Below are 25,290 nucleotides of genomic sequence, written 5' to 3' on the forward strand. Positions count from 1 at the left end.
CCCGATCGCCCCGAGTTGTCCGTTTCCGTCCGACGATTGCAGTCGATACCGTGGGTGGTCGCGTCCGACTCGGCTCGACCCGGGGAGGGATCGATGATAGCGGCGTTACGCGCCGGGAAGATTGCCACCCTCACCACCGATGTTTATGGCGACGTTCTTCGACTGGACGTACGATTCCAGGGCCTCGAGTCCTTTCTCCCGGCCGATGCCACTGTGCTTGTAGCCGCCGAACGGCGTCTGCTGGGTATCGACGAACCAGTCGTTCACGTATACGTTCCCTGCTTCGAGCCGACGCGCGAACCGGCCTGCGCGCGATATATCATTTGTGAACACGCCGGCCACGAGGCCGTAGTCGACCCCGTTTGCGATCTCGATGGCCTCCGCTTCAGAGCCGAACGGGATGACACAGAGCACCGGTCCGAAAATTTCTTCCTGGGCGATTCGCATTTCCGGGGTCACGTCGGTGAACACCGTCGGCGGGACGAAATACCCGGTTCGATCCGGTGGCGTCCCCCCGGTTGCGAGCGTCGCTCCCTCCTCGGTCCCGACATCGATGTAGCTCGTCACCTTCTCGAACTGTGCAGCCGAGGCGAGTGGTCCCATATCCGCGTCGTCCCCACCGGGGGCGAGCGTATAGCCCTCAGCCAGCGCCACGATCCGGTCGACGAACTCGTCGTAGACGGACTCGTGGACGAGCGCCCGATCGGCCGCAGAACACACCTGTCCGGCGTTGGTGAAAATCGCCGTCGAAACCGTTTCCGCCGCCGATTCGAGGTCGGCATCCGGGAAGATCAGTGCCGGGTTCTTCCCGCCAAGTTCGAGGGTTACCGGCGTGATCGTCTCGGCGGCCGACTGCATTATCGCCTGACCCGTAGGGACGCTGCCGGTGAACGTGATCGTATCGATCCCCTCATGGGAGGTCACCGCGGCTCCGGTTTCACCACCGCCGGGAACGACGTTGATCAGTCCGTCCGGGATATCGGTTTCGTTGCATAGCTCCGCTAACCGAAGCGAACTCAACGGCGTTTCGGGCGCCGGCTTGAGCACGACCGCGTTACCGCCGACTAGCGCCGGTGCGGTCCCGCGAGCGAAGAGATTGCCGGGAAAGTTCCAGGGCGTGATCTGTGCGCTGACGCCGTACGGTTCTCTGATCGTGAAATCGAGTTTGTCCGACCCGAGCGGAATGCTCTTTCCTTCCAGTTTGTCGGTGTATCCGGCGTAGTATTCGAAGTATCGAGCCGCGCTCTCGATGTCACTTTCGGCCTGCGAGCGCGGTTTGCCCTGGTCGATACTCTCGAGAGCGGCGAGTTCGGCCTGATTTTCGCGGATGCGGTGGCCGATCTCGTAGACGATCCGCCCGCGTTCGTCCGGGGGTGTCTCCCGCCACTCCTGGAAGGCCCGGCGCGCGGCGGTTACCGCGGCGTCGACGTCCGCCGCCGTACAGTTGGCGACGGTTGTCACCGTCGCTTCGGTTGCCGGGTCGATGACGTCGATATAGTCGCCGTCAGCGGGCGGCCTCCACGACCCATTGACGTAGGCATCGTATGTTGGCTCAAGGTTTCCATGGCCCATGGTGCACACTACACACGTTCTCGCTTTGAAAGTTGCGTAAAGATACTGCTATTTTCGAGTATCTTCGGCCCCCACAGAATTATGTTCGACAGCCACAGTTCTATTCCGGACATAAGATCCATATGTGGTATCGTGGAGAATTATGTTCAATAGCCGGCTTTTACGGGGATTTCGATCGTGTATGCACTCTCACCGATCTCGAGACGGTCAACATGTGCACAGTTCGATCCTCGGTTACCATCCTGAATTCTCAGAGGGCTATACGCATCGGACTACTGGTGACTCCGCGCTGTTCGTCGTCCCTCACTTCTCACTCGAGCCACTCCGGTTCGTCGGCGTCGCTCCCGTCACCGTCGAACGCATACGCGATCCCGATCGTTACCGTCTCGTTGACGTTGAAGTAGAAATCGGCGTACGTTTCCGCTCGAGTTGCATCGTACGTGATGTCGACGGCCAGGATCTCACCCGTTTCTGCGTCGATTTGCACTTCGCCGGCGGTGTTCGTCAGCCGATACGGTCGGCTTCCGTCCCGCCAGGCGTCCTGGGGTTCGTACACCTCGAGCACTCGTGAGTCGGTTTCTCGGGTGTCGACGTGGTCGTACGGCGGGCGGTTCATAGTCGAGACGACAAGCGAGTTCATTAACATGACCTGATCCTCGAGATGGGGCTGTACATCGGGATGCTCGACGACGACGCCGTCGTCCGTCTCGTACAGCACGTCCATCCGATCGCGGATCGTCCAGTCTGGATCCGCCACGGTAGTTCTCCATCACCTCGCAACTCGGCGGTCGCATCGTAGGCAGACTCGTCGGGGACACCTCCGAAACCGCCCTCTGGATCGCGCTCGTCGTAGCTCAGTGGGAGCGTCGCGAACGCTCCGGCGGCCATCGCCAGAAGGAGGACGGTTACCGCCACCCCGAGTGCAATGGTGCGTTTTCGTCTCATTACTGACGGGAAGACAGTCAACTGTAATGTAACGGCTGAGTTTGACGTAGAATGTCGAGGCGCAAGCCCCGTCCTTCAGGGCGGGGTAAGCCGACACTGCTGACACATCCACCCGAATCGGCAGGCTGCGACACCCACGTTTAAAAACATGGGTGAGGTTGGTAGACGTGATGGACGACCGAACGAACTCGTATGTGGCTATGTTTCCCTCGCGTGAGGCGAAGCGTATCTACTGCGAGTTCGCCGCGTCCAGCGATGCCTGCTACAACGAGATCAACTACCGCCGCCACGACGCCTACTTCGACCCCGACGGCGACGTGTACGAGGTCGACCTCCGCGACCTTCGCGAGAAGTACGTTCCCGTCATCGGGAGCGGCACGTTCGATCAACTCGAACGCAAGAACCGCGAGCAGTGGCGGTCGTACTTCGAACTCGATGGGAAGTACGAGCGCGGAGAACTTGCGGACGAACCCGGTCTGCCGGGGTACTGGGGGAATCGGTCGGACGGCTCCCCTCTGTTCACGCTGATCCGCAACGACCTCTACGAGATCGAGTGGGACGGCGACCGTTCCACCATCCAGTTCACCATCGGGAAGGCACTCAAAGAGAAATACGGCTACGGCGGCCGTCAGCGCCTCCGATTGCATCTCAAGGGCGTTCAACGGTGGCAGGGCAAAGACTGTCAGTTGCAGTTGTGGTACGATGAGACATACGATGTGGTTTGCGTCAGGCACCCCGTGAAACAGCCAACTCTTTGCGTTCACGCGGGTGGACAGACTTACACACCTTCTGGGAACGCGACCACCCCATCTCAGGCGACCACCGCCGCAATCGACGTCGGAGCCAACAACACCTTCAGCGTCGTCACCGACGCTGGAGAGGCCCTCGTGTTCAACGCCCGCAGCGAGTTCACCCGCTTCCAGTCAATCTCAACCCATATCGCAGACCTGCAATCGAAACTTCCGGACGGCCGCCACACCAGCGAGCGGATCGACCACCGGTACGACGACCGGCGCAACCGCCGCGATCACCACCACGATGCATCAGTGAGACACCTCGTGGAGTGGCTCGCCGCCGGTGGCGTCGAAGACGTCATCGTCGGTGATCTGAGTGACGTACTTTCGACGCACTGGTCGGCTACCGTCAACATGAAAACCCATGCGTTTTGGAGTCACGGCTCGCTCTGTAATCGGCTTTCGGACGTGTTCGAGGAAGTCGACGGGATGCGGCTTCAGGAGGAATCGGAGGCGGGTTCGAGTTCGACCTGCCCGTGCTGTGGCGCGACCGACGAAGCCGTCGATCGCGACGGCGACGACTTTCGCTGTTCGGACTGTGGTTTCGCCGGTCACGCCGACGTGGTCGGAGCGGTGAATCTGCTCGTCACACACTCAGCGGCATCGTTTGAAGACGAATTCGGGCCGATGGCACGGCCCGCTGCCCGTGATGCTGAACGCTCACGGGGCGATGATCTCAATCTTGAGGTTACGCACCTCCAGTGGAACGATCACTCGTGGACACCCGTCTCTCACGGGGAACACGGTGGTCATCCGACCAACGAGGCGTCAGCGAACCCGTAAGTTCACCACGACGCGACCCTTGGCTGTGTCGCCCACGTGGGAATCCTCGCGCTTCAGCGCGGGGAGGATGTCAATGGCTCCCGAAGCAGGCCGCCGTCGTTTCCGATCCCGACGAACGCCGGTCCGCCGTCCCCGAGCGTCTCCGTCTGCTCATCGTACTCGAACAACTTGAGCCGGTAGTACCTGCTGTTCGCCCCGTTGAGCATCCGAAACCGGTACTTACGAGGCTCCACGGAGAGCCGTGGCCACGCCTTGCCGTTGACCATCGAGGTGTCGCCGTGCCACGCCGGGACAATGCTCGGCTCGGGGAGCTCCTCGTCGGTCTCCTCCGGGCCGGAGGGATAGTACAGCGAGCCGTCCTCGTTGAACGAGCGATCCTGAAACACGAGTGGGATCTCGTACTCGCCGCTGGGCAATCCGAGACTCTCCTCGTGATCGCTGCGGAGAACGTACAGCCCGGCGAGACCGGCGTATACGTTGAGTCGGGTGATTGCCTTGGCATGATCGTGGTACCACAGCGTCGACGCAGGCTGGTCGTTCTGATAGTAGTAGTCTTTCTTCTCAAACGCTGGTCCCGTTTCCTCGAAGCCAGGTGTGAACCACGTCATCGACTGCCCGTCGTCCGCAGGACCGACGTTGCCGCCGTGCAGGTGGGTCGTAGCCCACACGCTGTCGAGGTGGTGCGGTGCTGTCTCTTCGTAGACGGTCGTGTCCACCGGGAGGATGTGTTCGTCCGGCAAGTCGTTTTGCCACCGGACGCAGATCGGTTCTCCCTTCTGCGCCTCGATTGTCGGGCCCGGGTACTGACCATTGTAGCCGAAAATCGTCGTCGCCGGAAGGTCCCTGTGGAGTTTCTGTTCGGCCGCCTGCATCTCGATCTCGTAGTACGGCTGTCCGTCCTTGGTCCGCGAGGGAGCGACGGTGCCGGGACGGGGCACCTCGTCGACCCACTTCTCGAGGGTCACGTTGTTTCTCGGTTCGCTGTCGCTTTCGTCCGCACCGTTCCCTGGTTCGCTGGCGCCTTCGTCCGGGTTCCCCCCTACACACCCCGCGAGAGCCAAAGCGCTCGCTCCGCCGAGCGTTGTCAAAAATACCCGTCGAGTCGAGTTTGTCCCTATCAAGCCGTTCCAGGCGTTCATCACACTTTGGTATAGTTGCGACAAAAACAAGAATAGGGAAGCGCATTCCCGGAGTATAGGAATTGGCCAACTGTTCAAGCAATTGTAGCAGGGTAGATTCCCTGTCGTGTCTCACGTGTGCAAAAGCCGCCCACCACGGGTGGCTCATCTGATTTTGCGTGGTGACCTGTCGTAGACGATCCAGGACAGGCGGTTTCGACCGCTGTGCTTGCTCCCGACTGTTCTTTCGAACCGCTCGGAGGAATGTACGTCGCGTCATGGTCTCAGGAAGTCCCGTTCGAGAGGCGGGAAGCCACCCTCGAGGAGCGAGTCACACCGTTCGTGGCGAGCGAGTGGGATGGGTCATTCACTGGCGTCCGGACTCGGCCGATATCGCCGGCTGACGACCTTCCAACGGCCGGACCTGAACAGTCCGTAGTTGATGCCTCCCGGGACGAACGACTCTAGGACGAGCGCCAGGTAAAGGCCGGCAACGCCGAGCGGCGTGACCAACCCGAACAGTGCGACGGGCAACGCGAAGACGTACCGGCCGATCAGCGAGGCAACGAAGGGCCAGCGGGTATCACCGGCGCCGACGAGTGCACCCGAGGCCGTCCCGTCGAGGCCGAGGCCGACGGCGCTGATCGCGGCGACTGCGACGAACGTCGCGGTCACGGAAACCTCCTCGGAGCCGGAGACGAACAGTTCGGCGATCGGTGCCGCGAACAGGATCACGGCGGTCGCGACGACCAGGTATACCATCATCGCCAGACGGATGATTTCCGAGCCGTAGGCACCGGCCTCCGATTCCTCGTTGGCGCCGAGATGCTGGCCGACGAGCGAACTCGACGCCAGTGACATCCCCCAGTTGATGCTGTTGATCATCGCACGAACCCGCCGTGCGACCTCCAGGGCGGTCACGACGACGGGGCCAAACGAGGCGGCGATCCACAGGAGCGGGAAGATAACGAGACCCTCGGCGACCCGGCGACCGATCTCGGGAGCCGCGACCTCGAGCAGTTGACGGACGATCGCGAGGTCCACGAGCGGCGTCGACAGCGAGATCGGAACCGGGCTCGGCTCCATGCCCAGGCCGCCGTAGGAGCGGCCGACCATTCCCCACCCGAGGACGACCAGCACCACACCGGTCGAAAGCGTCGTTCCCAGGGCGGCCCCGGCGACGCCCATCCCGAGCCCGAAGATGAACACCGCGCTGAGGACGACGTTGAGCACCGCCCCGCCACTTCGAACGACCATCTCGGTGAACGTGTCCCCGACGCCGGTGTAGGTCCGGCTGGCGATCAGGTTCAACAGCTCGAAGAGCACGGCCGGCGTGACGAACAGCAGATAGACGGTTCCGTGCCGGTGCGCCTCGGACTCGGCACCCAGAACAGCGATCAGTTCGGGGGCAAACAGGACGAAGACGGCCATGATCGGGGCGGCAAAAAGCGCTGCGACCAACGCGCTCTGTGTGACGACGAGTGACGCGCGGTCCTCCCGGCCGCCGCCGTAGTTCTGCGAGACGAGACTCACCGTTCCGCCCGCCAGCCCCAGCCCCAAGAGAACGACGACGCTCCAGTAGCCGAGCGCGAACGCCAGACCCGCCGTCCCGGCGGTGCCGACGGCGATGCCGACCATCGCGAGGTCGGCGGTCTGTTTGGACATGATCGCAAAACCCGTGACGACGCGCGGCCAGGCGAGTTCAAGCGTCGGCCGCAACCGCTCGGCGTCGATGATCCCCAGCCGGTCGAGGTACCGGCCGAGGGTGTCGACCGCGTCGTCACTGTCCTCCGACATATCAGGATCTACCCCCGGCGGTGACTTACCTCTGGCGACATTCCGAATCGCTCGTCGGAGTCTCCGGCAGACGACAGTACGCCGACGTCCTCAGGCGGTCGAGGCAGCGTACTACGCGTCGTTCGATCTCGAGGACGACGGTCCGCCTCTGGAACGCTGGTTTTCTCCCGCCACTCTGGGGTTGACCGTTCGTGGACGCCCCTCGGCTGGAACCGGTGGACCGTCACGTGTGATCGCAGCTATACCAGGTGATCGAAGGTGCCGGCGTTCGACCGTAGAACTACATGGCACGCTGGGTGTTCCGGGCCACAGACTCGAGTGCAGACATCCCCACGCCGGAGTGCCACGTGCTCGACTGCTCGAGAAACCGCTCCTCAGCGCCTGTTACCCCGCTCAACGCGAGCGCGTCTCGCGTTGATGACGTCTTGTAACCACTTGACTTCGTCTCGGGTGACACCAAGTTCGCAGCGTTCCGGGCGGGGCGGGAAATCTTCGTCGTTCACAATATACCATTGGTGATCACCGCCATAAGAATTATGTTAGGTTGACAGTTAGACACACAATGTATCGCATTTTCTATATGGATGTAATAATGAAAGTCACAATTATCTTCATGGCGGTGCCACTCCTCTCTTCGTCTCGTTTTACCCTCGGAGTCGTTCGGATGACCTTCGGTCTTCCGTGACTGAGCGAATCTTCGATTTGCGATGTCCGCGAAACCGTCTGTTTCTCTTGATGACGAGAGAGCGCCGCTTTTTCGAACCACTCGACCCGAGGCAATTCACTGTCTCTCGGTCGGTGAACCCTGGCTGATCCGGGCGGGCCATCGAATAGGGAAGGAACAGTCGTCGATGTATATCAAAGACGTTAGGGGTGCGTGGTGTAACTGCTGGGATATGGCGATTTCCGGGGCAGTTTTCAAATATTATCTTTACAAAGCGACGGAAGCGGTTGAGTTCTATCGGCCGATCATGTATCTCTACTTTCTCTCACAGGGACTCTCGTTCACTCATATCGTGATCATCGAGGCGCTCTACAACCTCACGACGGTTCTCGGCGAGGTGCCGACTGGATACGTCGGCGATCGAATCGGCCGTCGAAATAGCCTTCTCGTCGGATCAGCACTCATTACGGCGACGTTAGTTGGTATCGCGTTCGCCTCTTCGTTTCTTGCATTTGCCCTCTTGTTCATCTGCTGGTCGCTTGGCTATAACTTCCGCTCAGGAACGGAAGATGCGTGGGTGTACGAAACGCTCACGGACGTCGCTGCGAGTGACGAGTTCACCCGCATTCGGGGACGTGGCCAATCGGTTGCCTTGACGGCTGGTGTCGGTGCGTCACTCGTTGGCGGGTATCTCGGGGGGCTCGACCTTATGTACCCGTTTCTCGCGGCTGCGCTGTTTACCGGAGTCGGGCTGCTCGTGATCGTGACACTGGATGAACCGACAACGTACGAGGAAAGCGATTCGAGCGAGATGGGTATTCGAGAGGCGTGGGGCGTCGTTACGCGGGCTATCGGCCAGCGTCGCCTCCGGTCGTTCATCGTCTACTACTTCGTATTGTTCTCAGCCGTTACCTATCTCGTGTTCATTTTTCTCCAGCCGATCTTCGAGTCCGTCGTGACCAGTCTGAACATGAGTCTTTCCCTCTCATTCCCTGTTCCCAGTCGAGAAAACCCCTACACGCTCGCTATTTCGACCGACAACGTCGAAACGCTGCTCGGGGTGTACTACGCAGCGATCAATCTCGTTTCGGCAGCGATCACCTACCGTATCAGCCTTCTCGAGGAGGTGATTGGGTTGCGTCGGTGGTTCGTCGTAATCCCGTTCCTCGTCGGTGGTCTGTTAACGGCGATGGTGTTCGTGCCTCCGATAGCGCTCATCGCGTTGTTCGTGGGGTGGGCGTGTGTTGAACCGACGCGAGTGCTTGCTGGACAGTACGTGAACGACCGTATCGAAACGCTCGGTCGTGCGACGGTGTTGAGCGCAATGGCGATGGTGAGCGCAGTAACTGTCATCCCGTTCCAACTTGGAAGCGGCGTGATCTCGGATGCAGTGTCACCGCTGATCGCGCTCTCGGCAGCAGGTGTGATACTGATCGTCGGTTCAGTTGCGATCCTACTCTGGGAATCTCCAATCGAAGGACCACCGACCGGTTCGAATGCGAAAACAGGAACGCAGTGAAGGAGCTGTGTCGCTGTCGTCGGCAGTGGTCTCATGAGCGTTGATTACCTGTCGCCACGGGAGAGACGCGTCTGGCGAACCGGATTTCGTTCGCGCTCGCGCTCGAGGTCGTCCACAGCGAAGCGAGCGCTTGCGACTGCCGTCGACCGCTCCGTTTCGGTGCGAATCTGCCCGCCGGGGCCGGCAACGAGGCTGTGACCGGCGTGCTGGCGGCCGCGCTGGTCGCCGGTGTGATTGGAGGCCGCGACGTAGCAGAGTCCGTCACGGGCACGCGCTCGCGTCAGGAGCCGCCAGTCGTCGAGAAACGCCGTGCGCCAGGCGGCAGTTACCGCGAGAGCGTCACACTCGAGACGGGCGTACTCGAGGCCGACCTCCGGGAAATTGAGGTCGTAACAACAGCAGATACCGACGGTGCCGACGGCTGTCTCGGCGGTCACCGGCTGGTGTCCGGCGTCGAAGACTGTGGCTTCCTCGCCCCAGAGATACCGTTTTCGGTACACAGCTTCTGTGCCGTTCGGCGAGACGAGCACGGTCGTGTTGTACAGGGCTCCGTCGGCGCGTTCGGGCAGGCCGACGGCGAGGGTGGTGTCGAGGTCGGCAGCGATGGCGATCAGGTCGTCGACGATCGGGCCGGGGACCGATGTTGCGAGTTCGGTTACCGTGTCGAGATCGTAGCCGGTCACACAGAGTTCGGGAAACACGGCGAGTTCGGTCGTCGTCTCGAGTCGACTCCCGAGTTCACGGATGGTTTCGAGGTTCGCCGCGACGTCACCGATCGCGGGTTCGAACTGACAGGCCGCGAGTCGCCCGGTCACGGCCGCTCACCGCCGGGGGGCAGCCACGCAGATGGCGAGTCGATCATACACACTCCTGTGGGCTAATCGGGGATGAGCGTTCGGTCCGACATATCCCGGTGTTCATCACTGGTCGAGGTGGATACCCTGCCCTCGAGGCCGGGTGTCGACAGACGCCGCCTGAAAAAAGGTGGCGTCTGTACGACTCGAGGGTTAACCGGTGGGCGAGCGAACGACGGCCTGATGGGAGCACACACGGACCACGCACTCGACTCCGCCGGGCTCGCCGACCGGCTCGATGGCGAATCGATTTCGGCGACCCGACGCGGACGCTGTATGCGACGGATGCAAGCGTGTACGAGGTGAAGCCGGCGGGTGTCGTCTTTCCGGCCAGCCGAGAGGACATCCGCCGGACCGTCGACTACGCCCGTCGACGGGGGGTCAGCATCACGCCCCGCGGGGCGGGCAGTAGTCTGACGGGAAACGCCATCGGTGAGGGACTCGTCCTCGACTGCGAGCGCCATCTCGATGAAATCGTGTCGGTCGATTCCGAGGCGGGGACGGCGACCGTCCAGCCGGGGGTCGTTCTGGATGATCTCAACGAGCACCTGGCGGCGTTCGGGCTGTACTTCCCGCCGGATCCGAGCACGTCAAGCACCTGTACGCTCGGCGGGATGGTCGCCAACGACGCCGCCGGTGCCCACTCGGTCCGCCACGGGACGACTGGCGACAACGTCCGCTCGCTCGAGTGCGTCTTCGCCGATGGGACCGTCGCGACGCTGAATCGCCTCGAGGGGGAGCGTCTCGAGACGCCGACGTTCTACAGTGATGAACTATCCAAGGCGTGCTTGCGGGATTTCCACTGGCAACTGATTATCAGAGGTGAAACCCACGGGTGTCGGTAGAGATTCATATTTTCCGTACTATTGAGGGGATTTATTACCGACGGTTTCACTGGACTGGGTAGCCAGCGATCGACTCGAGAGACCGACGGTATGGGACTGGGTGTAGTCTCCCCTTCCTCACCGAATCGGGGTCCACCGCGGACTCCGATACGGATTCTCAGCGTTCGCGTGGCACAACAACGACAGACAACAATGAATCTCGCAACGAAACTTATCGGCAACGACAACGAACGGGCTGTGAGTCCGGTTATTGGTGTTATCTTGATGGTCGCCATTACTGTTATCCTCGCAGCCGTAATCGCAGCGTTCGTGCTGGACATGGGCCAAAGCCAGAGCGCGACCGCAAACGCAGGCGTGAGTATTGATCACGGTGAGGATCTGACCACGGTCCAACTCACTGATAGTGGGAACGCAGACTACGTCTACCTCCAGGGGATCGACGACGATTCCCCGGATGCGGCGTGTACCGAAGTGTCCGCTGGACCCGGCCAGGGGTACTGTGAGCTCTCTGGTGTTGGTGAGAGTGTCTCCTATAACTCGGGCGAGAACCCGGTCGCGGTCGTTGCGGTTGCCGGTGACGATGAAAACGTCATCAACAACGCTGCCTGACGATGGATCTCACACCGAAGCTCATCGGCGACGAGGACGAACGGGCCGTGAGTCCAGTTATTGGTGTTATCTTGATGGTCGCCATTACGGTGATCCTCGCAGCCGTGATCGCAGCGTTTGTGCTGGATCTGGGCCAAAGCCAGAGCGCGGCCGTCACTGCCGGCGTCTCCATCGATGACAACGCCGACGAAGTGACCGTTCAGGTAACCGATATGGGGACCGCTGATGGCGTCCGTGTCGTCATCGATACTCATGCTACCGAAACCGACGATGGTGTAACCGTCGTCGCAGCGGAGAGTCCCCGATTCGACGAGACTGTCAACTGCGATGAGAACGACGCGACGTGTACCTTATCGGGCGTCGGTGACAGACTCTCCGTTGTAGAAGACACCGGCGCCAGTGACCCCGACGGGGTCGAACTCACCGTGATTGCCGTCAGCGGTGACGACGAAAACGTGATCGCCAATCACGAGTGACACGCTAGGAGACCAGCTCGTCTCTGGAACTATTTTTCGGCGTTCACGGAAAGTTAGCGGAAGCCTCGTCCTTCAGGGCGGGGTCTAAAGAAAACAGCGAGAGTTCCACGGGTCACCCGACCCGTGGTCGTTTACGCGATAGGTCCGCCAACTCGACCACCGGACTACGACCAGGCGCGTGATTCCCACCTTACGCAGGCGAAACAGGCCTCGAAGGAGACGGCGAGCGCGTCACGTGACGCGCATCGCCGTCAAGAAACCGATCTGGATGCTTGGAGACAGCGCCTACGACATCCTCGATTGCACGACTTCCTGCTGAAAGCAGGAGTCGTGCCGATTGCCCGTACAACGCACGAAAAGCGACTGATCCGCTCGATATCGAATACCGCGTCGAAGACAGAATCAGCGAATTTACCCAGGATGTGACGCTCAAGCGTTCGATCCTTGCTGAGACCTACAAGCGTCGAACGCAAGTTGAGCGAACGTTCGGAGCGTGTTCAGATTGCGGCCTCGGGCGCGAAGCGTCCCGGGGCCGTGTCCATGCGTGGGTACAAGCGTATCTTGGACTGTGTCTTCGAGTGATCATCCGCATCACGAACTACGAACAGGGTGAAAAACCAGGCCGAACCAAGCTCTTGGTGTAAGATGAATCATATGACGCTCTCTACGTTAAGAAATTTCGGAATATGTTGGTCTAATTACGGTCAACCGTGTAAATTTTCCAAAATTCGAAATCGACGACGAGACGTTTATATACCTTTGCCCGAAGGTAGTGGGTGTAACATATGGGATATCGTAACACATCTCGACGAACGGTGCTCAAGGGTGCGGGTGCGGCCGGCGTTGCGGGGCTTGCAGGTTGCCTCGGTGGCGATGACGACGGAAACGGCGATGTCGACGGTGCCGACGAACTCGGCGAGCAGTTCCCGGAAATTCACTTCCTCGTGCCGACTGCCGGCGTGAACGCGTTCCGAAACGAACTCGCGACGATGGTCGCGGAGAACTGGGAAGATCTCGGTTTCGAGGTCAATCTCGACGAACTCGAGTTCGGTGCGCACGTCGACCAGGCGGTCGTCCAGCAGGATTTCGACGCGTCGCTCCTCGGCTGGGGTGGGACGCCGGAGCGGATCGACCCGCACACGTTCATCTTCGACATGCACCACTCCTCGACGACGGGGGAAGGTGGGCGGAACACACCGGGTTACGAAAACCCGGAGTACGACGAACTCGCGGAACTGCAGGTGACGCAGGTCGACGAAGACGAACGTCAGCAGACGGTGTACGAGGCCCAGGAGATTATTGCTCGCGATCAGCCGCGTACGTACATCGCGAACGAAGGTGGCTTCCACCCGTACGCGAGTTCGCGCGTCGAGAACGTCGATGCGGGACTCGGCGAGGGGTTCAACTCGTTCTGGAACATGATCTCGGTCACGCCAACCGAAGGCGACACGGTTCGCTTTGGCTACCCCTCCGAGATCATCTCGCTGAACCCGATGCAGGATCTGGCGACGCCGGACAGGCAGTTCGTCCGCCTCATTTACGACCAGCTGTACCGGATCGGCACGGACGGGATGCCGGAGCCGTGGCTGGCAGTCGACGATCCCGAAATCGAAGACGACGGGATGACCTACACCGTCGAGGTTCGCGACGACATGACGTTCCACGACGGCGAGGATCTCACGATCGACGACGTCGAGTTCACCTACGAGATGTACGCCGATTCGCCGACGTACGGCGCACTCGTGGAGAATATTTCGGAGATTGACACCTCCGGAAACGAGATCACGTTCCACCTGGACGAAGTGTTTGCCCCGTTCACGGCGAACGTGCTCGGACAGGTGTACATCTTCCCCGAACACATCTGGGGCGACGTCGAACCGGACGACCTCGCGGACTTCGAGGACGAGAACTGGGTCGGCAGCGGTCCGTTCCAGTTCCAGAACTGGGAGCGTCAGTCCGAACTCCAGCTCTCGGCGTTCGACGATCACTTCGAAACGCCGAACGCGGATACCTTCATCCGTGTTCCCGGAGCCGACGTCTCACAGCTCGTGGGCGACCTCGAGGCCGGCCAGCTGGATATGCTCGGCGCGGTGCCACAGCCAGCGGCTATCGAGCGCGTGCGAGACGACGACGATCTCGATATGGAGGAGTTCGCGGCCGTCGGTTACGCGAAGATCGCCTACAACATGCGTCGCGATCATCTGGACGACGTCAACGTTCGCCGCGCACTGTCCTACGGTGTGCCCAAGGAGGACTGGGTCGAACTCGTCCGTGACGGCATGGGGACGGTAACCCACACGACGATCTCGGAGGCCGTCGAGTTCTGGCACAACCCAGACGTCGAGCAGTTCGACGAGGATCTCGATGCTGCACGAGCGGAACTCGCAGAGGGCGGATACGGCTGGGACGACGACGGGATGCTCCACTACGGCGTAGACCAGTAGCCGGACTGACCCATCTTTCATGAATCAATTTCAACATAATCTGATGGTCACCACAACGCACACGAGGCGGGGGGAGCGATGGGACTAAGGGAGTTCGTCATCAGGCGCGTTCTCCAGCTCATCGTGACGTTCTGGGCGTTCTTTACGATCCTCTTCGTCCTGTTCCGGATGATGCCGGGCGATCCGACATCGATGTTCATCCTCGACGGGATGACACCGGAACAGCGCGAACAGCGGATTGCCGAACTCGGCCTGGATCAGCCACTGTACGTACAGTACGTCGAATACGGGAGACAGCTACTGACCGGGGACTTCGGTCAATCGTTCATTTACCGCGACCCGGTCATAGACATCATCGTCGTCCGGTTCATGAACACGATCGTCCTGATGGGAACAGCGCTGTTTTTCGCCTACCTCATCGGGATCACGTTCGGGGCGCTCATGGGCTGGTGGCGCGATTCGAAGTTCGAGCGCGGTGGCATCGTCGTCGCGCTCATCGCCCGCTCCTCACCGGAGTTCTGGGTTGGGATCGTCCTCCTGTCGGTGTTCGTCTACTGGCTCGGCTGGTTCCCCTCGAGCGGGATGCGAACCACCGGCGGTGAACTCGGCGGTGGTTTCATCGCCCGATACGGCTCGCTCGATTTCCTCCGTCATCTGTTCCTGCCAGCGTTGACGGGTGCGATCGTCTATCTGGCGACGCCGACGCTCCTGATGCGGAGTACGATGCTCGACATCCTCAACGCGGACTTCATCGAGATCAAGAAAGCGGAGGGGCTGCCCGAGCGAACCGTCCTGTACAAACACGCCGCCAGAAACTCGATCTTGCCGGTCGTGACGGTCGCAGCGATCGCCACCGGTGCCGCGATGGGCGGCTCCGTCGTCATCGAGACGGTCTTCAACTGGCCCGGCATGGGTCGTGAAATGGTGCGCGCGGTGAACAACAACGATTACCCGGTCGCGATGGCCGCGTTCTTCCTCATGGGATCGGTCGTGATCATCATGAACTTCGTCGCCGACCTGGCCTACGTCTACCTCGATCCGAGGGTGGAGTACGAATGAGCACTGGGACGACATCCCCCATCGACAACGCGGTGGGGAAAATGGGGAGCAGCGTCGACTACGTTCGGGACAAACTCAAGGTGTTCGAGGGTGACCGTCTCGGACAGATTGGGCTGGCCATCCTGATCGTGTTCATCTTCGTCGGCATTTTCGCCCGACCGATCACGATCGACGTCCTCAACATAACGATTCCGGGGCTCGCACCGCACGATCCGGCCGAACGGGGGATTGGCGGGCGACTCGAGAGCCCGTCTGCGGCCCACCCGCTCGGAACGACCGACCTCGGGCGCGACGTCCTCTCACAACTCATCGTCGGAACCCGCGTGACGCTGGTCGTCGGCACGCTGGCGGCGTTCATGGCGGTGTTCATCGGCACGAACATCGGCCTCATCAGCGCCTACTTCGGTGGTATCGTCGACGACGTGCTCATGCGCATCACCGACATCGTGTACGGCCTGCCGTTCCTACCGTTCGCGATCGTGCTCGTCGCAATTCTGGGCAGCAGCATCGTCAATATCATTGGGGCGATCGTGTTAATCCTGTGGCGCTCGACGGCGCGGGTGATCCGTTCCCAGGTGTTGAGCCACAAGCAACGACCGTACGTCGAGAGCGCCCAGGCGATCGGGGCCAGCAACGTCCGGATCATGTACCGTCACATCCTGCCGAACGTCCTGCCACTGGCGTTCCTGTACGCGGCGTTCGCCGTGGCCTACTCGGTCATCGCGGAGGCGAGCCTCGCGTTTCTCGGCTTCGGCGATCCGAACATGCTCTCCTGGGGCCAGATGATCTTCGAGGTGCGAACCGCGAACGCCGTCCGCGAAGCGTGGTGGTGGGTCTTCCCACCGGGCATCGCCATCATGCTGTTCGTGATGTCGGTGTTCTTCATCGGCCGCACGCTCGAGAAAGTGGTCAACCCAGAACTGAGGCACCAAGAATGAGTTTACTCGAGATATCCAATCTGAAGACGTACTACCGGGCCGACGACGGATGGGTTCGGGCGACCGACGACGTCTCGCTGTCGATCGACCGCGGCGAGACCGTCGGGCTGGTCGGCGAAAGCGGCAGCGGGAAGACGACGCTGGCGAAGTCGATCATCCGACTGTTTCCGAAGAACGCCGAGATCGTCGACGGCTCGATCGATTACGACGGGACGGAGATCACCGACCTCTCGGACAGGGAACTGCGCAAGCAGATTCGCTGGTCTGAGATCTCGATGATCCCCCAGAACGCCATGAACGGGTTCGACCCCGTCTACACCGTTGGCGAACAGATCGTTGAGGTCATTCGCTACCACGAGGACGACACGTCGAAACAGGAGGCTCGCGAACGGGCCAGAGCACTGTTCGACGACCTCGGAATCGACCCAGACCGTGTCGACGACTACCCTCACCAGTTCTCCGGCGGCATGGCCCAGCGGGCGATGATCGCGCTCGCACTCGCGCTCGACCCGAACATGATCCTGGCCGACGAGCCAACCACCGCGCTCGACGTGGTGATCCAGGATCGCATTCTCGAGACGATCAAGGAGAAACAACGCGAGATCAACAGCGCGATGATCATGATCACCCACGACATGTCGGTGGTCTCCGAGACGTGCGACCGGATCGCCGTCGTCTATGGTGGCCGCATCGTCGAAGTCGCTGACGCGGCGACGATCATCAAGAATCCGCGCCATCCCTACACGCTGGGGCTACGGAATGCGTTCCCGGACATCAGCGACGACGACCAGGATCTGATCTCGATTCCCGGCACGCCGCCGGATCTGGTTGATCCCGACGAGGGTTGTCGGTTCGCCCCGCGGTGTCCGTTCGCCGAGGACGACTGCTGGGAGGTGACGCCCGAACCCGAGGAGTACGAGGACGGGCACCTCGTCGAGTGCCACCGCGCCGACGAGATTGAGTACCTTCAGGAGGAAGCCGGCAAGAAAGCGACCTGGTTCGAGCAGGAAATCGGAAAGGAGGGTGACCTCGCCCCCGGAGGCGGAGCCAGTGTCGATACCGAGGCCAATGCCGATGCCGACACCGATAGCGAGGCCGAGGAGGCGACCACCGATGATTGACGGTCGCGAACTCATCAGCGAACCCGAGTCAGAGCAGTCGTACAAACTCGAGGTACGCAACCTCGAGAAACACTTCCCGGTGAACACGGGCATCATCTCCCGCATTTTCAGGGGTGAAAGCGACAAGGCCGTCAAAGCAGTTGACGGCGTCTCACTCGGCATTCGCGAGGGTGAGGCGTTCGGACTGGCTGGCGAATCCGGCTGTGGAAAAACGACCCTCGGCAAGTCGGCGATTCGGTTGCTCGAGCCGACGGGCGGGGAGATCTACTTCGACGGCCAGGAGATCACGGACGTCGGGGGCACTGCACTCAACGCGTTCAGACGCGAGGCCCAGATCATCCACCAGGATCCCTACCAGTCGATCAATCCCCGCTTTACCGTCTACAAGTGGGTGAAAGAGCCCCTCGACGTACACGACATTGGGACGGCCGAGGAGCGCGACGCTCGGGTGTACGAGGTCATCGAACAGTCCGGCCTCGAACCCGCCGAAGCCTACGTAGACGAGTATCCGAACGAACTCTCCGGCGGCGAGCGTCAGCGCGTCGGGATCGCTCGAGCACTCGCCCTCGAGCCGTCGTTCCTGCTGGCCGATGAGCCGGCGAGCATGCTCGACGTCTCGATTCGGGCGAGCATCCTCGACCTGTTCAAACGACTTCAAACCGAGTTGGGGCTGACGGCGGTGTACATCAGCCACGATCTCTCGTTGCTCAAGCACATGTGTGACCGGATCGGGATCATGTACCTCGGGGAACTCGTCGAAGTCGGTCCGGCCGACGAGATCATCAACAATCCCAAACACCCCTACACGCAGGCACTGGTGTCCTCGGTGCCGCGTATCGACCCGGACGAGGATCGGGAGCGAATCGAACTCGTCGGCGAGGTGCCCGATCCAGTCGACGTACCGAGCGGCTGTCGGTTCCACCCGCGGTGTCCGAAGCTCGTCCAGCCCACGAACTACGCGTTCGACCAGGATCACTGGCGAGCGGTCGCCAACTTCAGACGCGACCTGCTCGAGGACGACGTGACGATCACGAGCGAAGCGGCGGAGGTTACGCCCGAGCGAATCCGGTCGTCCTACGAGATTCCGTCGGAGCTCACGGATTCGGCCGCCGAACGCGTCCTCGCAGACGCGTTGACAGAGGTCGCCAACGAGAATCACGCGGTCGCGAAGGATCGTCTCGAGACCGAGTTCGCCACGCCGTGTGAAAGCCCGCCGATCGAGATGCATCAGGTGACGTCGGATCAGCAGGCCAAGTGCGTCCTCTACGACGACGTTGGCAGTCGACCATGACATCCTCCCCGGCGTAAACGCCGGGAGCGGTAGGGTGGAGTAGTTCACGACTGGCGTTGGCCAAGCGTGATTGCCCTCGAGTGCTCCCTGTGGCGGGTCGATAGCAGCCAGCGTCGCCGACTGTCGTTCGGATGGAGAAGGCGATGTTCCGCGTTTCGCGGGAGCTCGGTTGGACTGTGCACACAGTCGTGGGCGTACCCGACGGCCTATTTAATATCGGGTACTAGTAGTAGGGTATAATTCATATATTCGTAGTTTGTGACCATAACTTGACGAAGCCAACCAAGGATGATAGGATACTGCAACCAGTGTGATGAAGTTCGTGAACTCAATGTGACGGTCCCCTGGCAGGACGATTTGTGTAAAACCTGTGGCGCGGATGTCGAGGAGGGGTTTCGCTTCGAGGACGAAGAACAAGCAGACCACCTCGACAGCGAGGATCGAGACGTGCCGAATGAACTCCGACAGTAGGATGGCTGCGGCCGGCTGTCGCTTCGCCTCGAGGGGATAGCCACGGGGTTGGGAGGGCGATAATTGTGACTGCTGTGTTCGTCGCTGTCTCGCTCACCAGTTGATTCGACGTGGAAAGAGGTCTGAGCGGTCAGTGAAAGTGTCCCGTACCCCCAGGTGAAACACTGGTGGTCAGTTAGGGTGTGGTCTGACCTGGAGGGGGGCAGTGTCGTCTACCGCATCGTTGTCTATGGCTATTTGTGTAAGAACCTAGTGTTTTATTATGTGTACTATCCACAACCCATCCATCCGACCGAGGGTTGGGGGATCATCGTGACCGATAACACAGTAGATCGTTCGGACTGCCAGTTGAGACACTGTACCGACGACTCGAGTGAGTCAGCATCCGACGTATCGACGAGGACGGGACCCGAGTTTCCTGCCGTCCAGGAGGAGGTCGACCCGGTCGATCTCGAGGAGTTACTGGAAGACCCGGCGTATCTGGAATTTCTCGAGAGCTACGGCGTCCTCGAGATGCCCGACGACGATGGGCAGAGTCTGGACGAGCTGATCGACGGGGCGCGGGGGCAGTCGGGTGGCGAGCCGTCGGCCGCGGCCCTCCCGGCGCCGTCAGATCAGTCGGGATCGGCCGCCGTCGATGGCCTGATTCAGCTGCTGGCGGGCGACGGGGTAACCGACGACCAGCGAGCGGCGCTGCGGGAGGCGCTGGGTCTCGAGGCACGCACCCGTATGGAGGTCCAGCTCAACTATCTCAAAACACGGTTTCTCGACCTCGAGGCGTATTTGCGGGGGACGGGACCGAGAGATTCGAGTGTGGTCGTGAGCCCGGCCGTGTGGGTGATCGTGGTGTGAGCACGAACGGCGCCGGCTCGTCGCCCACAGGCCGTCAGATCAGGCGCGGTCACCGAGTCGACGAATCGTCTCTGCGCTCGTTCTGATGCCGTTTTTGAAACACTCCAGATCAAGGTGTTCGTTCGGCGAATGGTTACCCTGGTCGGGGTTTGCGTAGGGGACGACCAGTATCGGGACCGCAGACAGTTCAGGGGCCGTTCTGAAATACGCCGCGGGCAGACTGCCGCCAAGGACAGGGAACTCGACAGGGTCCTCGTTCCACACGGTTGTAAGCGCCTCCGCAACCGGCTCGGAGAGGGGTGTCTCAAGCGGTGTTTTTAGCGGGGGAAAGGTGCCCTGTTTCGTCACTTCGACGTCTGCGTGTCTCGAGTGGACGTGGTCTCGAACCGCCTCAAAGACGGCGTCGGGGTCCTGATCAGGGACCAAGCGGCAGTCGAGTTTCGCCGTTGCGCTCGAGGGGAGGACCGTTTTCATGCCGTCCCCCTCATACCCCGAGGAAAGCCCATTGATCGTCAGCGTCGGATGAAGTAACAGACGCTCGTAGTAGGGGCGGTCGGAGGCGAGATGCGAGAGATCGAGTTCAGCCATGATCGCCTCCTCGTCCGTCGGAATCGCCGCGACGGCGTCTCTGTCCTCGTCGGTGACGGTGCTCCCGTCGTGAAACCCGTCGATGACGATTTCGTCGCCATCACGCATCGATGAGAGAACCGCCACGAGTTCTGTCGCAGCGTTCGGGACCGGCCCCCCGAAGTTTCCCGAATGTAAGTCCGTCCGAGCGGTTCGAAGGTCCAACTGGAACGAGAGAACACCTTTGTTCCCGTAGGCGATCAGCGGTCGTTGGGATCGATCGCCCGTCCCTGCCGCCGCGTTCGTCGCCGATCCGAACATCGGTCCGTCAGCGACGACCACCAGATCAACGCCGGCGAGTTCAGCAGGGTTCGAGTCGAGATACTCACGAAACCCTGCACTCCCGCTTTCTTCCCCACCGTCCAACAGGACTTTGACGTTCACCGCAGGATACGCATCCGCCTCACACAGGGCGTCGACCGCGAACATGTGGGTGCTGAACTGGCCTTTGTTATCACCGGCGCCGCGAGCGTATACACTCCCGTCTCTGACGGTTGGCTCGAACGGTGGTGAGTCCCACTCCTGGAGATCACCGGGGGGCTGGACGTCGTAGTGTCCGTAGAACAGAATCGTCGGTGACTCCTCGTCGGCGAGTTTCTCTCCGTATATGACCGGGTATCGACTCGTCTCGATGTCTCGGACGTTCTCGAATCCGAAGTCGGTCAGACACTCGCTGACGATGGCTGGGGCCTCGTCCATCCCTTCCCCGGTGGTGCTGATACTCGGTTGCCGGAGGAGGTCGAAGAGGGCGGACCGATACGTCTCGAAATTGGCGTTGATCACCGACTCAATATCGGAAGTCATACCGGTCCCTTTCTCAGAGGGGCCATTGGTGTTTTGGTTACCGGTCGGCTGTACGGGCGTTCATCGGACTCGAAGACGTCGGTCCCGTCGAGGGCCCGGTCGGAGTTGATGGCGCGTTCGGTCCACTCCGGGCGGTCCGGATCATCGAGCGGACACACGATGAGTCCGGACGCCCAATCGACGTCCCCTGCCCGACTGCGTCTCGGTCGATGACCAGCACGTCGTTCCCGTCGGGCGAGTTCGTGGGCGCTTGCGAGGCCCGCGATCCCTGCCCCCACGATGACGGTCTCGTCCCGTGGCATGCCACCCTCTCGCAGCTCCTGTTGAACCCCCATCACTCCCTTCTCGAGGGCGAGACCGCTCGAGACGGCGAATCCACCGACGAGCTGGTGGCCAACCGCCCGGTCGACACCCCACGGATTTCCATGAGCGGGCTCTATGTGGCTGAGTCGCATAGGAGACCGACGGTGTCCAACCCCATGGCCGACGCAACATCCCCGGAGACGGGGCCGGAACCCGTCACGTCCGCAGATGGAACCCAGATCGCCGTTCATCGGACGGGAAGCGGGCCGCCGCTCGTCCTCGTCCACGGAAGCGGCGCCAGCGATCATCGCCGCTGGGAGATCGGCGGCGTCCGGTCGGCCCTGGCTGCCAGCACGACGGTGTACGCGATGGATCGACGCGGTCGTGGCGACAGCGGGGACGCTTCAGCGTACGCGCTCGAGCGGGAGGTCGAGGACGTCCGCGCCGTCCTCGAGGCAATCGACGAGCCGGCGACCCTGCTCGGGCATTCCTACGGAGCCACCATCGGGCTCGAGGTTTCCCTGCAAACCGAGAGTCTAGAGACACTCATCCTGTACGAACCGGGGTTCGCGGTCGGCGAACACGAGTTTACGTCCGCGGCGGTCGTTGCTCAACTGAACGACCTTCTGGCCGACGGTGAGAACGAGCGGGCGTTGGTGGTGTTCTGTCGTGAGATCGCGGGACTCACGCCCGCGGAACTCGAGACGTTTCGGGCGGCTCCGAGCTGGCAGGACCGAGTGGCCGGTGCGCATACGTTGCCCCGCGAGGAGCAAGCGGTCGCGGCCTACGAGTTCGATGCCGAGCGATTCGCCTCCATGACGACGCCGACGCTGCTGTTGTCCGGCGGCGAGAGCCCCCCACTCTTCACGGATGCAACGTATGCGGTACACGAGGCGCTCCCGAACAGCCGGGTTACGACCTTCGAGGGCCAACAACACGTGGCGATGAACAACGCACCGGAGCGCTTCACCGAGGCGGTACTCGGCTTCATCCGCGAGTCGAACTGACCTGTCGGCGGTCGCCAGGTCCGGTTTGCTCCATCAACGGGCCGACGGTCTCGGGTCCGGTCGCCGCGTCCGGCGGATACATTCGCTGGAGGAGGTCGGCGAGGTGTATCGGAGCGGCGGCGGCGAAATCGTACCGGACCTCGAGGCTCGGCGCTGTCCGGGTCCGCGGTCACCCGGTCTCGACGTCGTTGCCACAGACTGTGCACAGATCGGCTTGCCACGGCACCGTTCGTCGAACGGGCGTCTCCTCCTCACAGCGTGGACAGTGGGTTCGGGTCTCTCCCCCTAGAACAGATCTACGCGTTTCATGCGGGCACGCTCGTTTGGCTCCGGTACGTCGATCCCGAAAAACTTCGTGCGACACTCGAGTCGATTTTCGAGAAGTTCCCGCCGGCTTACGTTGGCCCGATCCATGGGCATCCGATCTCGAGGGAAAATTTCGATCAGTTCGTGGATCGGCTTGTTGAGGCAGCCGGACGAATCGCTGCGGAGTACTCCGTTTCACCGAGTCCGAGCCAGTGAGAACTACGTTTTTAGAACGGTGAAGATCAGGCGGTGTAGCCGAGTGCTTTCGTAGCGCCAAAGATCCGTTCGACGATCACGATTGCAGCCAACGTAATTATAATATTGATCGTTGCGACCGCCGCAATCACGGGTGTGGCGCCGAACTGTACCGAAGCAAAGATCCGGACGGGAACGGGGATCACACCCGCACCTTGGAGGAAAACCGCGATCTGGAGGTTCGCAAAGCTAAGAATAAAGGCCAGTATCGATGCCGAGACCAAGCCCGGAAGCAGTAGCGGGAGGGTCACTCGTTTAAACGTCTGGAGTTCATCCGCGCCGAGACTCAGCGCGGCCTCTTCGTACGATCGGTCGAAATCGTTCATCGTGATCAGGAGCGTCTGCGTACAGAACGGTGAGACGTAGACGGCGAGACCGATCGCCAACCCGATGAGACTACCAACCATTCCAAAGAAGTGCAAGAATATCAACAGCGCGATTCCGAGGATTACCTGTGGAATAATCAGCGGGAGGAAGGTAGCACTACTGATAGCTTGTTTGCCACGGAACTCGTAGCGTCCAAGTCCGTACGCGGCTGAGAAACTGAAGACAAGCGCGAGAATCGTTGCGAGAATAGAGAACTGAAAACTCACAGCGAACGATCGAATCCACTGGGAGCTCGTCGCGACGCTTTCGTACCACTCGAGTGTCGGCGTTTCCGGCGGAAAAATATAGAGTCCTTGACTGAAACTAATCAGGATTGCAAATATAACTGGAATGAGGAGATAGACGAACGCAGCGACGAGAACTACCGCGAATAGGATGGAATGCAGCCTGACAGGGCCGATCTTCCGGTATAGCCGGATCTTTCCGAGATAGTGAGCGAGGTAGAACTGCGTTTCTCTGCCGATCTGATTCTCCCCGCCAAAGAACCGGTCAACTGGACGTGTCAGGCCTGCTGTTCCGCGTTCCATGACGGTAGAATAGAGATAGATGAGAATCAGCGAAATGAACAGGAGCACAAAAGAGAGCGCAGCCCCCAACGGCCAGTTGAGCTGTTGAGCCGCTGCTTCATAGATGAACGGCGCAAGCATTGGCACCTGGGGCATGCCGACGAAGACGGCAGTCGCGAACGTCCCCATCGTTAAGATAAATGCGATCAACGTTGCCCCGATAATGCCAGGCATCGAGAGTGGAAGTGTCACATAGACGAACGTCTGGAGCGGTGAGCCGCCCAAACTCTTCCCGGCCTGGATGAGGTCTGAATCCAACGTATAGAGGTTGCTCAGGAGGATTAAGACCGCAAAGGGCAACAACACAGATACGATGGCGATGATCAGCCCGGCCTCGGTGTTTAACAGTGTATAGTCGACCCCGAACACGGAGAGCACCTGCGTTACCAGTCCGCTCCGGTCAAGCAGAGCGAACCATCCGAACGCGCGGACAACCGTCCCCACGAGCAACGGCGTAATCGCCAGCAGAATCAGCGCTGACGAATACCACCGCTTCGAGAATACGATGAAATACGAAATCGGATAGCTGATGACGAGCGCTAACAGTGTAGAGATCATGCTGATCCGGACTGTGAGATAGAGCGTGTTCACGTATCGACTCGATGTGAACACAGTCAGGTAGTTCTCCAGTGTGAACGTGGGTTCCATCGTGCCTCCAGGGACGTTCGTATAGAAACTAATAATGAACATATAGAGCACTGGAATAAAGAAGAACACGCCCATAAAGAGGAGGTACGGTAACATCAACAGAAACGGTGCCCGCTTCGTCCCCTTGTTGTTTTGGATGAACCGTAAGAGGCGACCGTACAGCGAAGAGTAGTTCGCTGCGAGCTGGTGGCGGACTTGACCACTGGTTTCCGACTGGTCGGGTTCGTTGGCCATC

At 60.8% G+C, this 25,290-nt stretch carries 21 protein-coding genes and 1 pseudogene; 14 read left to right on the top strand and 8 right to left on the bottom strand.

Going from position 1 to position 25,290, the window contains the following annotated elements:
• Positions 1-105: 105 nt before the first annotated feature.
• Positions 106-1,572, bottom strand: a complete 1,467-nt coding sequence (locus tag AC6I6S_RS16085) for an aldehyde dehydrogenase family protein (RefSeq protein WP_497951599.1) — start codon at positions 1,570-1,572, stop codon at positions 106-108.
• Between the two features lie 310 nt (positions 1,573-1,882).
• Entirely contained in the window at positions 1,883-2,329 is a 447-nt protein-coding gene (locus AC6I6S_RS16090; RefSeq protein WP_497951600.1) for a hypothetical protein, read from the bottom strand.
• A gap of 358 nt (positions 2,330-2,687) precedes the next feature.
• Between AC6I6S_RS16090 and AC6I6S_RS16095 the strand changes: the two genes are divergently transcribed.
• A complete protein-coding gene (locus tag AC6I6S_RS16095) occupies positions 2,688-4,094 on the top strand; it encodes a transposase (protein WP_497951601.1) in 1,407 nt (468 codons plus the stop codon).
• A 53-nt stretch (positions 4,095-4,147) separates the two neighbouring features.
• Here AC6I6S_RS16095 and AC6I6S_RS16100 read toward each other — a convergent pair whose 3' ends face one another.
• On the bottom strand, positions 4,148-5,155 hold the full coding sequence (locus tag AC6I6S_RS16100) for a multicopper oxidase family protein (protein WP_497951603.1): 1,008 nt from the start codon (positions 5,153-5,155) through the stop codon (positions 4,148-4,150).
• A 420-nt stretch (positions 5,156-5,575) separates the two neighbouring features.
• Positions 5,576-7,009, bottom strand: a complete 1,434-nt coding sequence (locus AC6I6S_RS16105; protein WP_497951605.1) for an MATE family efflux transporter — start codon at positions 7,007-7,009, stop codon at positions 5,576-5,578.
• An 896-nt stretch (positions 7,010-7,905) separates the two neighbouring features.
• Between AC6I6S_RS16105 and AC6I6S_RS16110 the strand changes: the two genes are divergently transcribed.
• Positions 7,906-9,192 carry an MFS transporter gene (locus AC6I6S_RS16110; RefSeq protein ID WP_497951963.1) on the top strand — a complete coding sequence of 429 codons (1,287 nt, stop codon included), beginning with the start codon at positions 7,906-7,908 and terminating at the stop codon, positions 9,190-9,192.
• A 44-nt stretch (positions 9,193-9,236) separates the two neighbouring features.
• Here the strand turns inward: AC6I6S_RS16110 and AC6I6S_RS16115 are convergent, their stop codons facing one another.
• A complete protein-coding gene (locus AC6I6S_RS16115; protein ID WP_497951606.1) occupies positions 9,237-10,007 on the bottom strand; it encodes a carbon-nitrogen hydrolase family protein in 771 nt (256 codons plus the stop codon).
• Between the two features lie 222 nt (positions 10,008-10,229).
• On the opposite strand from AC6I6S_RS16115, the gene AC6I6S_RS16120 reads away from it, so the two are divergent.
• The 11 genes and pseudogenes from AC6I6S_RS16120 to AC6I6S_RS16170 all read left to right on the top strand — a co-directional run bounded on the left by AC6I6S_RS16120 (position 10,230) and on the right by AC6I6S_RS16170 (position 20,152).
• Positions 10,230-10,352, top strand: a complete 123-nt coding sequence (locus tag AC6I6S_RS16120) for a hypothetical protein (RefSeq protein ID WP_497951608.1) — start codon at positions 10,230-10,232, stop codon at positions 10,350-10,352.
• On the top strand, positions 10,349-10,891 hold the full coding sequence (locus AC6I6S_RS16125; protein WP_497951610.1) for an FAD-binding oxidoreductase: 543 nt from the start codon (positions 10,349-10,351) through the stop codon (positions 10,889-10,891). Before AC6I6S_RS16120 ends, AC6I6S_RS16125 begins: the two co-directional genes overlap by 4 nt.
• A 192-nt stretch (positions 10,892-11,083) precedes the next feature.
• Positions 11,084-11,500, top strand: coding sequence for a type IV pilin domain-containing protein (locus AC6I6S_RS16130; protein ID WP_497951612.1), 417 nt, complete (start codon positions 11,084-11,086; stop codon positions 11,498-11,500).
• Positions 11,501-11,502: 2 nt separating this feature from the next.
• Positions 11,503-11,976, top strand: coding sequence for a type IV pilin domain-containing protein (locus tag AC6I6S_RS16135; protein WP_497951614.1), 474 nt, complete (start codon positions 11,503-11,505; stop codon positions 11,974-11,976).
• Positions 11,977-12,159: 183 nt separating this feature from the next.
• A pseudogene (locus AC6I6S_RS16140) lies at positions 12,160-12,620 on the top strand (transposase); the annotation flags it as partial.
• A 141-nt stretch (positions 12,621-12,761) separates the two neighbouring features.
• Complete coding sequence (locus tag AC6I6S_RS16145) at positions 12,762-14,420, top strand: ABC transporter substrate-binding protein (RefSeq protein ID WP_497951616.1); 1,659 nt, start codon at positions 12,762-12,764, stop codon at positions 14,418-14,420.
• A gap of 78 nt (positions 14,421-14,498) precedes the next feature.
• A complete protein-coding gene (locus tag AC6I6S_RS16150) occupies positions 14,499-15,479 on the top strand; it encodes an ABC transporter permease (RefSeq protein ID WP_497951617.1) in 981 nt (326 codons plus the stop codon).
• Complete coding sequence (locus AC6I6S_RS16155; RefSeq protein WP_497951618.1) at positions 15,476-16,417, top strand: ABC transporter permease; 942 nt, start codon at positions 15,476-15,478, stop codon at positions 16,415-16,417. The genes AC6I6S_RS16150 and AC6I6S_RS16155 overlap by 4 nt, the downstream gene beginning before the upstream one ends.
• Entirely contained in the window at positions 16,414-17,538 is a 1,125-nt protein-coding gene (locus AC6I6S_RS16160) for an ABC transporter ATP-binding protein (RefSeq protein ID WP_497951620.1), read from the top strand. Before AC6I6S_RS16155 ends, AC6I6S_RS16160 begins: the two co-directional genes overlap by 4 nt.
• Positions 17,531-18,829, top strand: coding sequence for an ABC transporter ATP-binding protein (locus tag AC6I6S_RS16165; protein ID WP_497951621.1), 1,299 nt, complete (start codon positions 17,531-17,533; stop codon positions 18,827-18,829). The genes AC6I6S_RS16160 and AC6I6S_RS16165 overlap by 8 nt, the downstream gene beginning before the upstream one ends.
• Positions 18,830-19,612: 783 nt before the next feature.
• Positions 19,613-20,152 (top strand): hypothetical protein, encoded by a 540-nt coding sequence (locus AC6I6S_RS16170; protein ID WP_497951623.1) that lies wholly within the window; start codon positions 19,613-19,615, stop codon positions 20,150-20,152.
• A 39-nt stretch (positions 20,153-20,191) separates the two neighbouring features.
• Here the strand turns inward: AC6I6S_RS16170 and AC6I6S_RS16175 are convergent, their stop codons facing one another.
• Both AC6I6S_RS16175 and AC6I6S_RS16180 read right to left on the bottom strand, forming a co-directional pair.
• On the bottom strand, positions 20,192-21,583 hold the full coding sequence (locus AC6I6S_RS16175; RefSeq protein WP_497951624.1) for a M20/M25/M40 family metallo-hydrolase: 1,392 nt from the start codon (positions 21,581-21,583) through the stop codon (positions 20,192-20,194).
• Positions 21,580-22,038, bottom strand: a complete 459-nt coding sequence (locus tag AC6I6S_RS16180) for an FAD-binding protein (protein WP_497951626.1) — start codon at positions 22,036-22,038, stop codon at positions 21,580-21,582. The genes AC6I6S_RS16175 and AC6I6S_RS16180 overlap by 4 nt, the downstream gene beginning before the upstream one ends.
• A 24-nt stretch (positions 22,039-22,062) precedes the next feature.
• On the opposite strand from AC6I6S_RS16180, the gene AC6I6S_RS16185 reads away from it, so the two are divergent.
• Positions 22,063-22,893, top strand: a complete 831-nt coding sequence (locus tag AC6I6S_RS16185; RefSeq protein ID WP_497951628.1) for an alpha/beta fold hydrolase — start codon at positions 22,063-22,065, stop codon at positions 22,891-22,893.
• Between the two features lie 548 nt (positions 22,894-23,441).
• On the opposite strand, the gene AC6I6S_RS16190 is transcribed toward AC6I6S_RS16185, so the two are convergent.
• Entirely contained in the window at positions 23,442-25,289 is a 1,848-nt protein-coding gene (locus tag AC6I6S_RS16190) for an ABC transporter permease (RefSeq protein WP_497951630.1), read from the bottom strand.
• Position 25,290 lies beyond the last annotated feature (1 nt).

Source organism: Natrononativus sp. DTA114 (genome assembly GCF_059736515.1).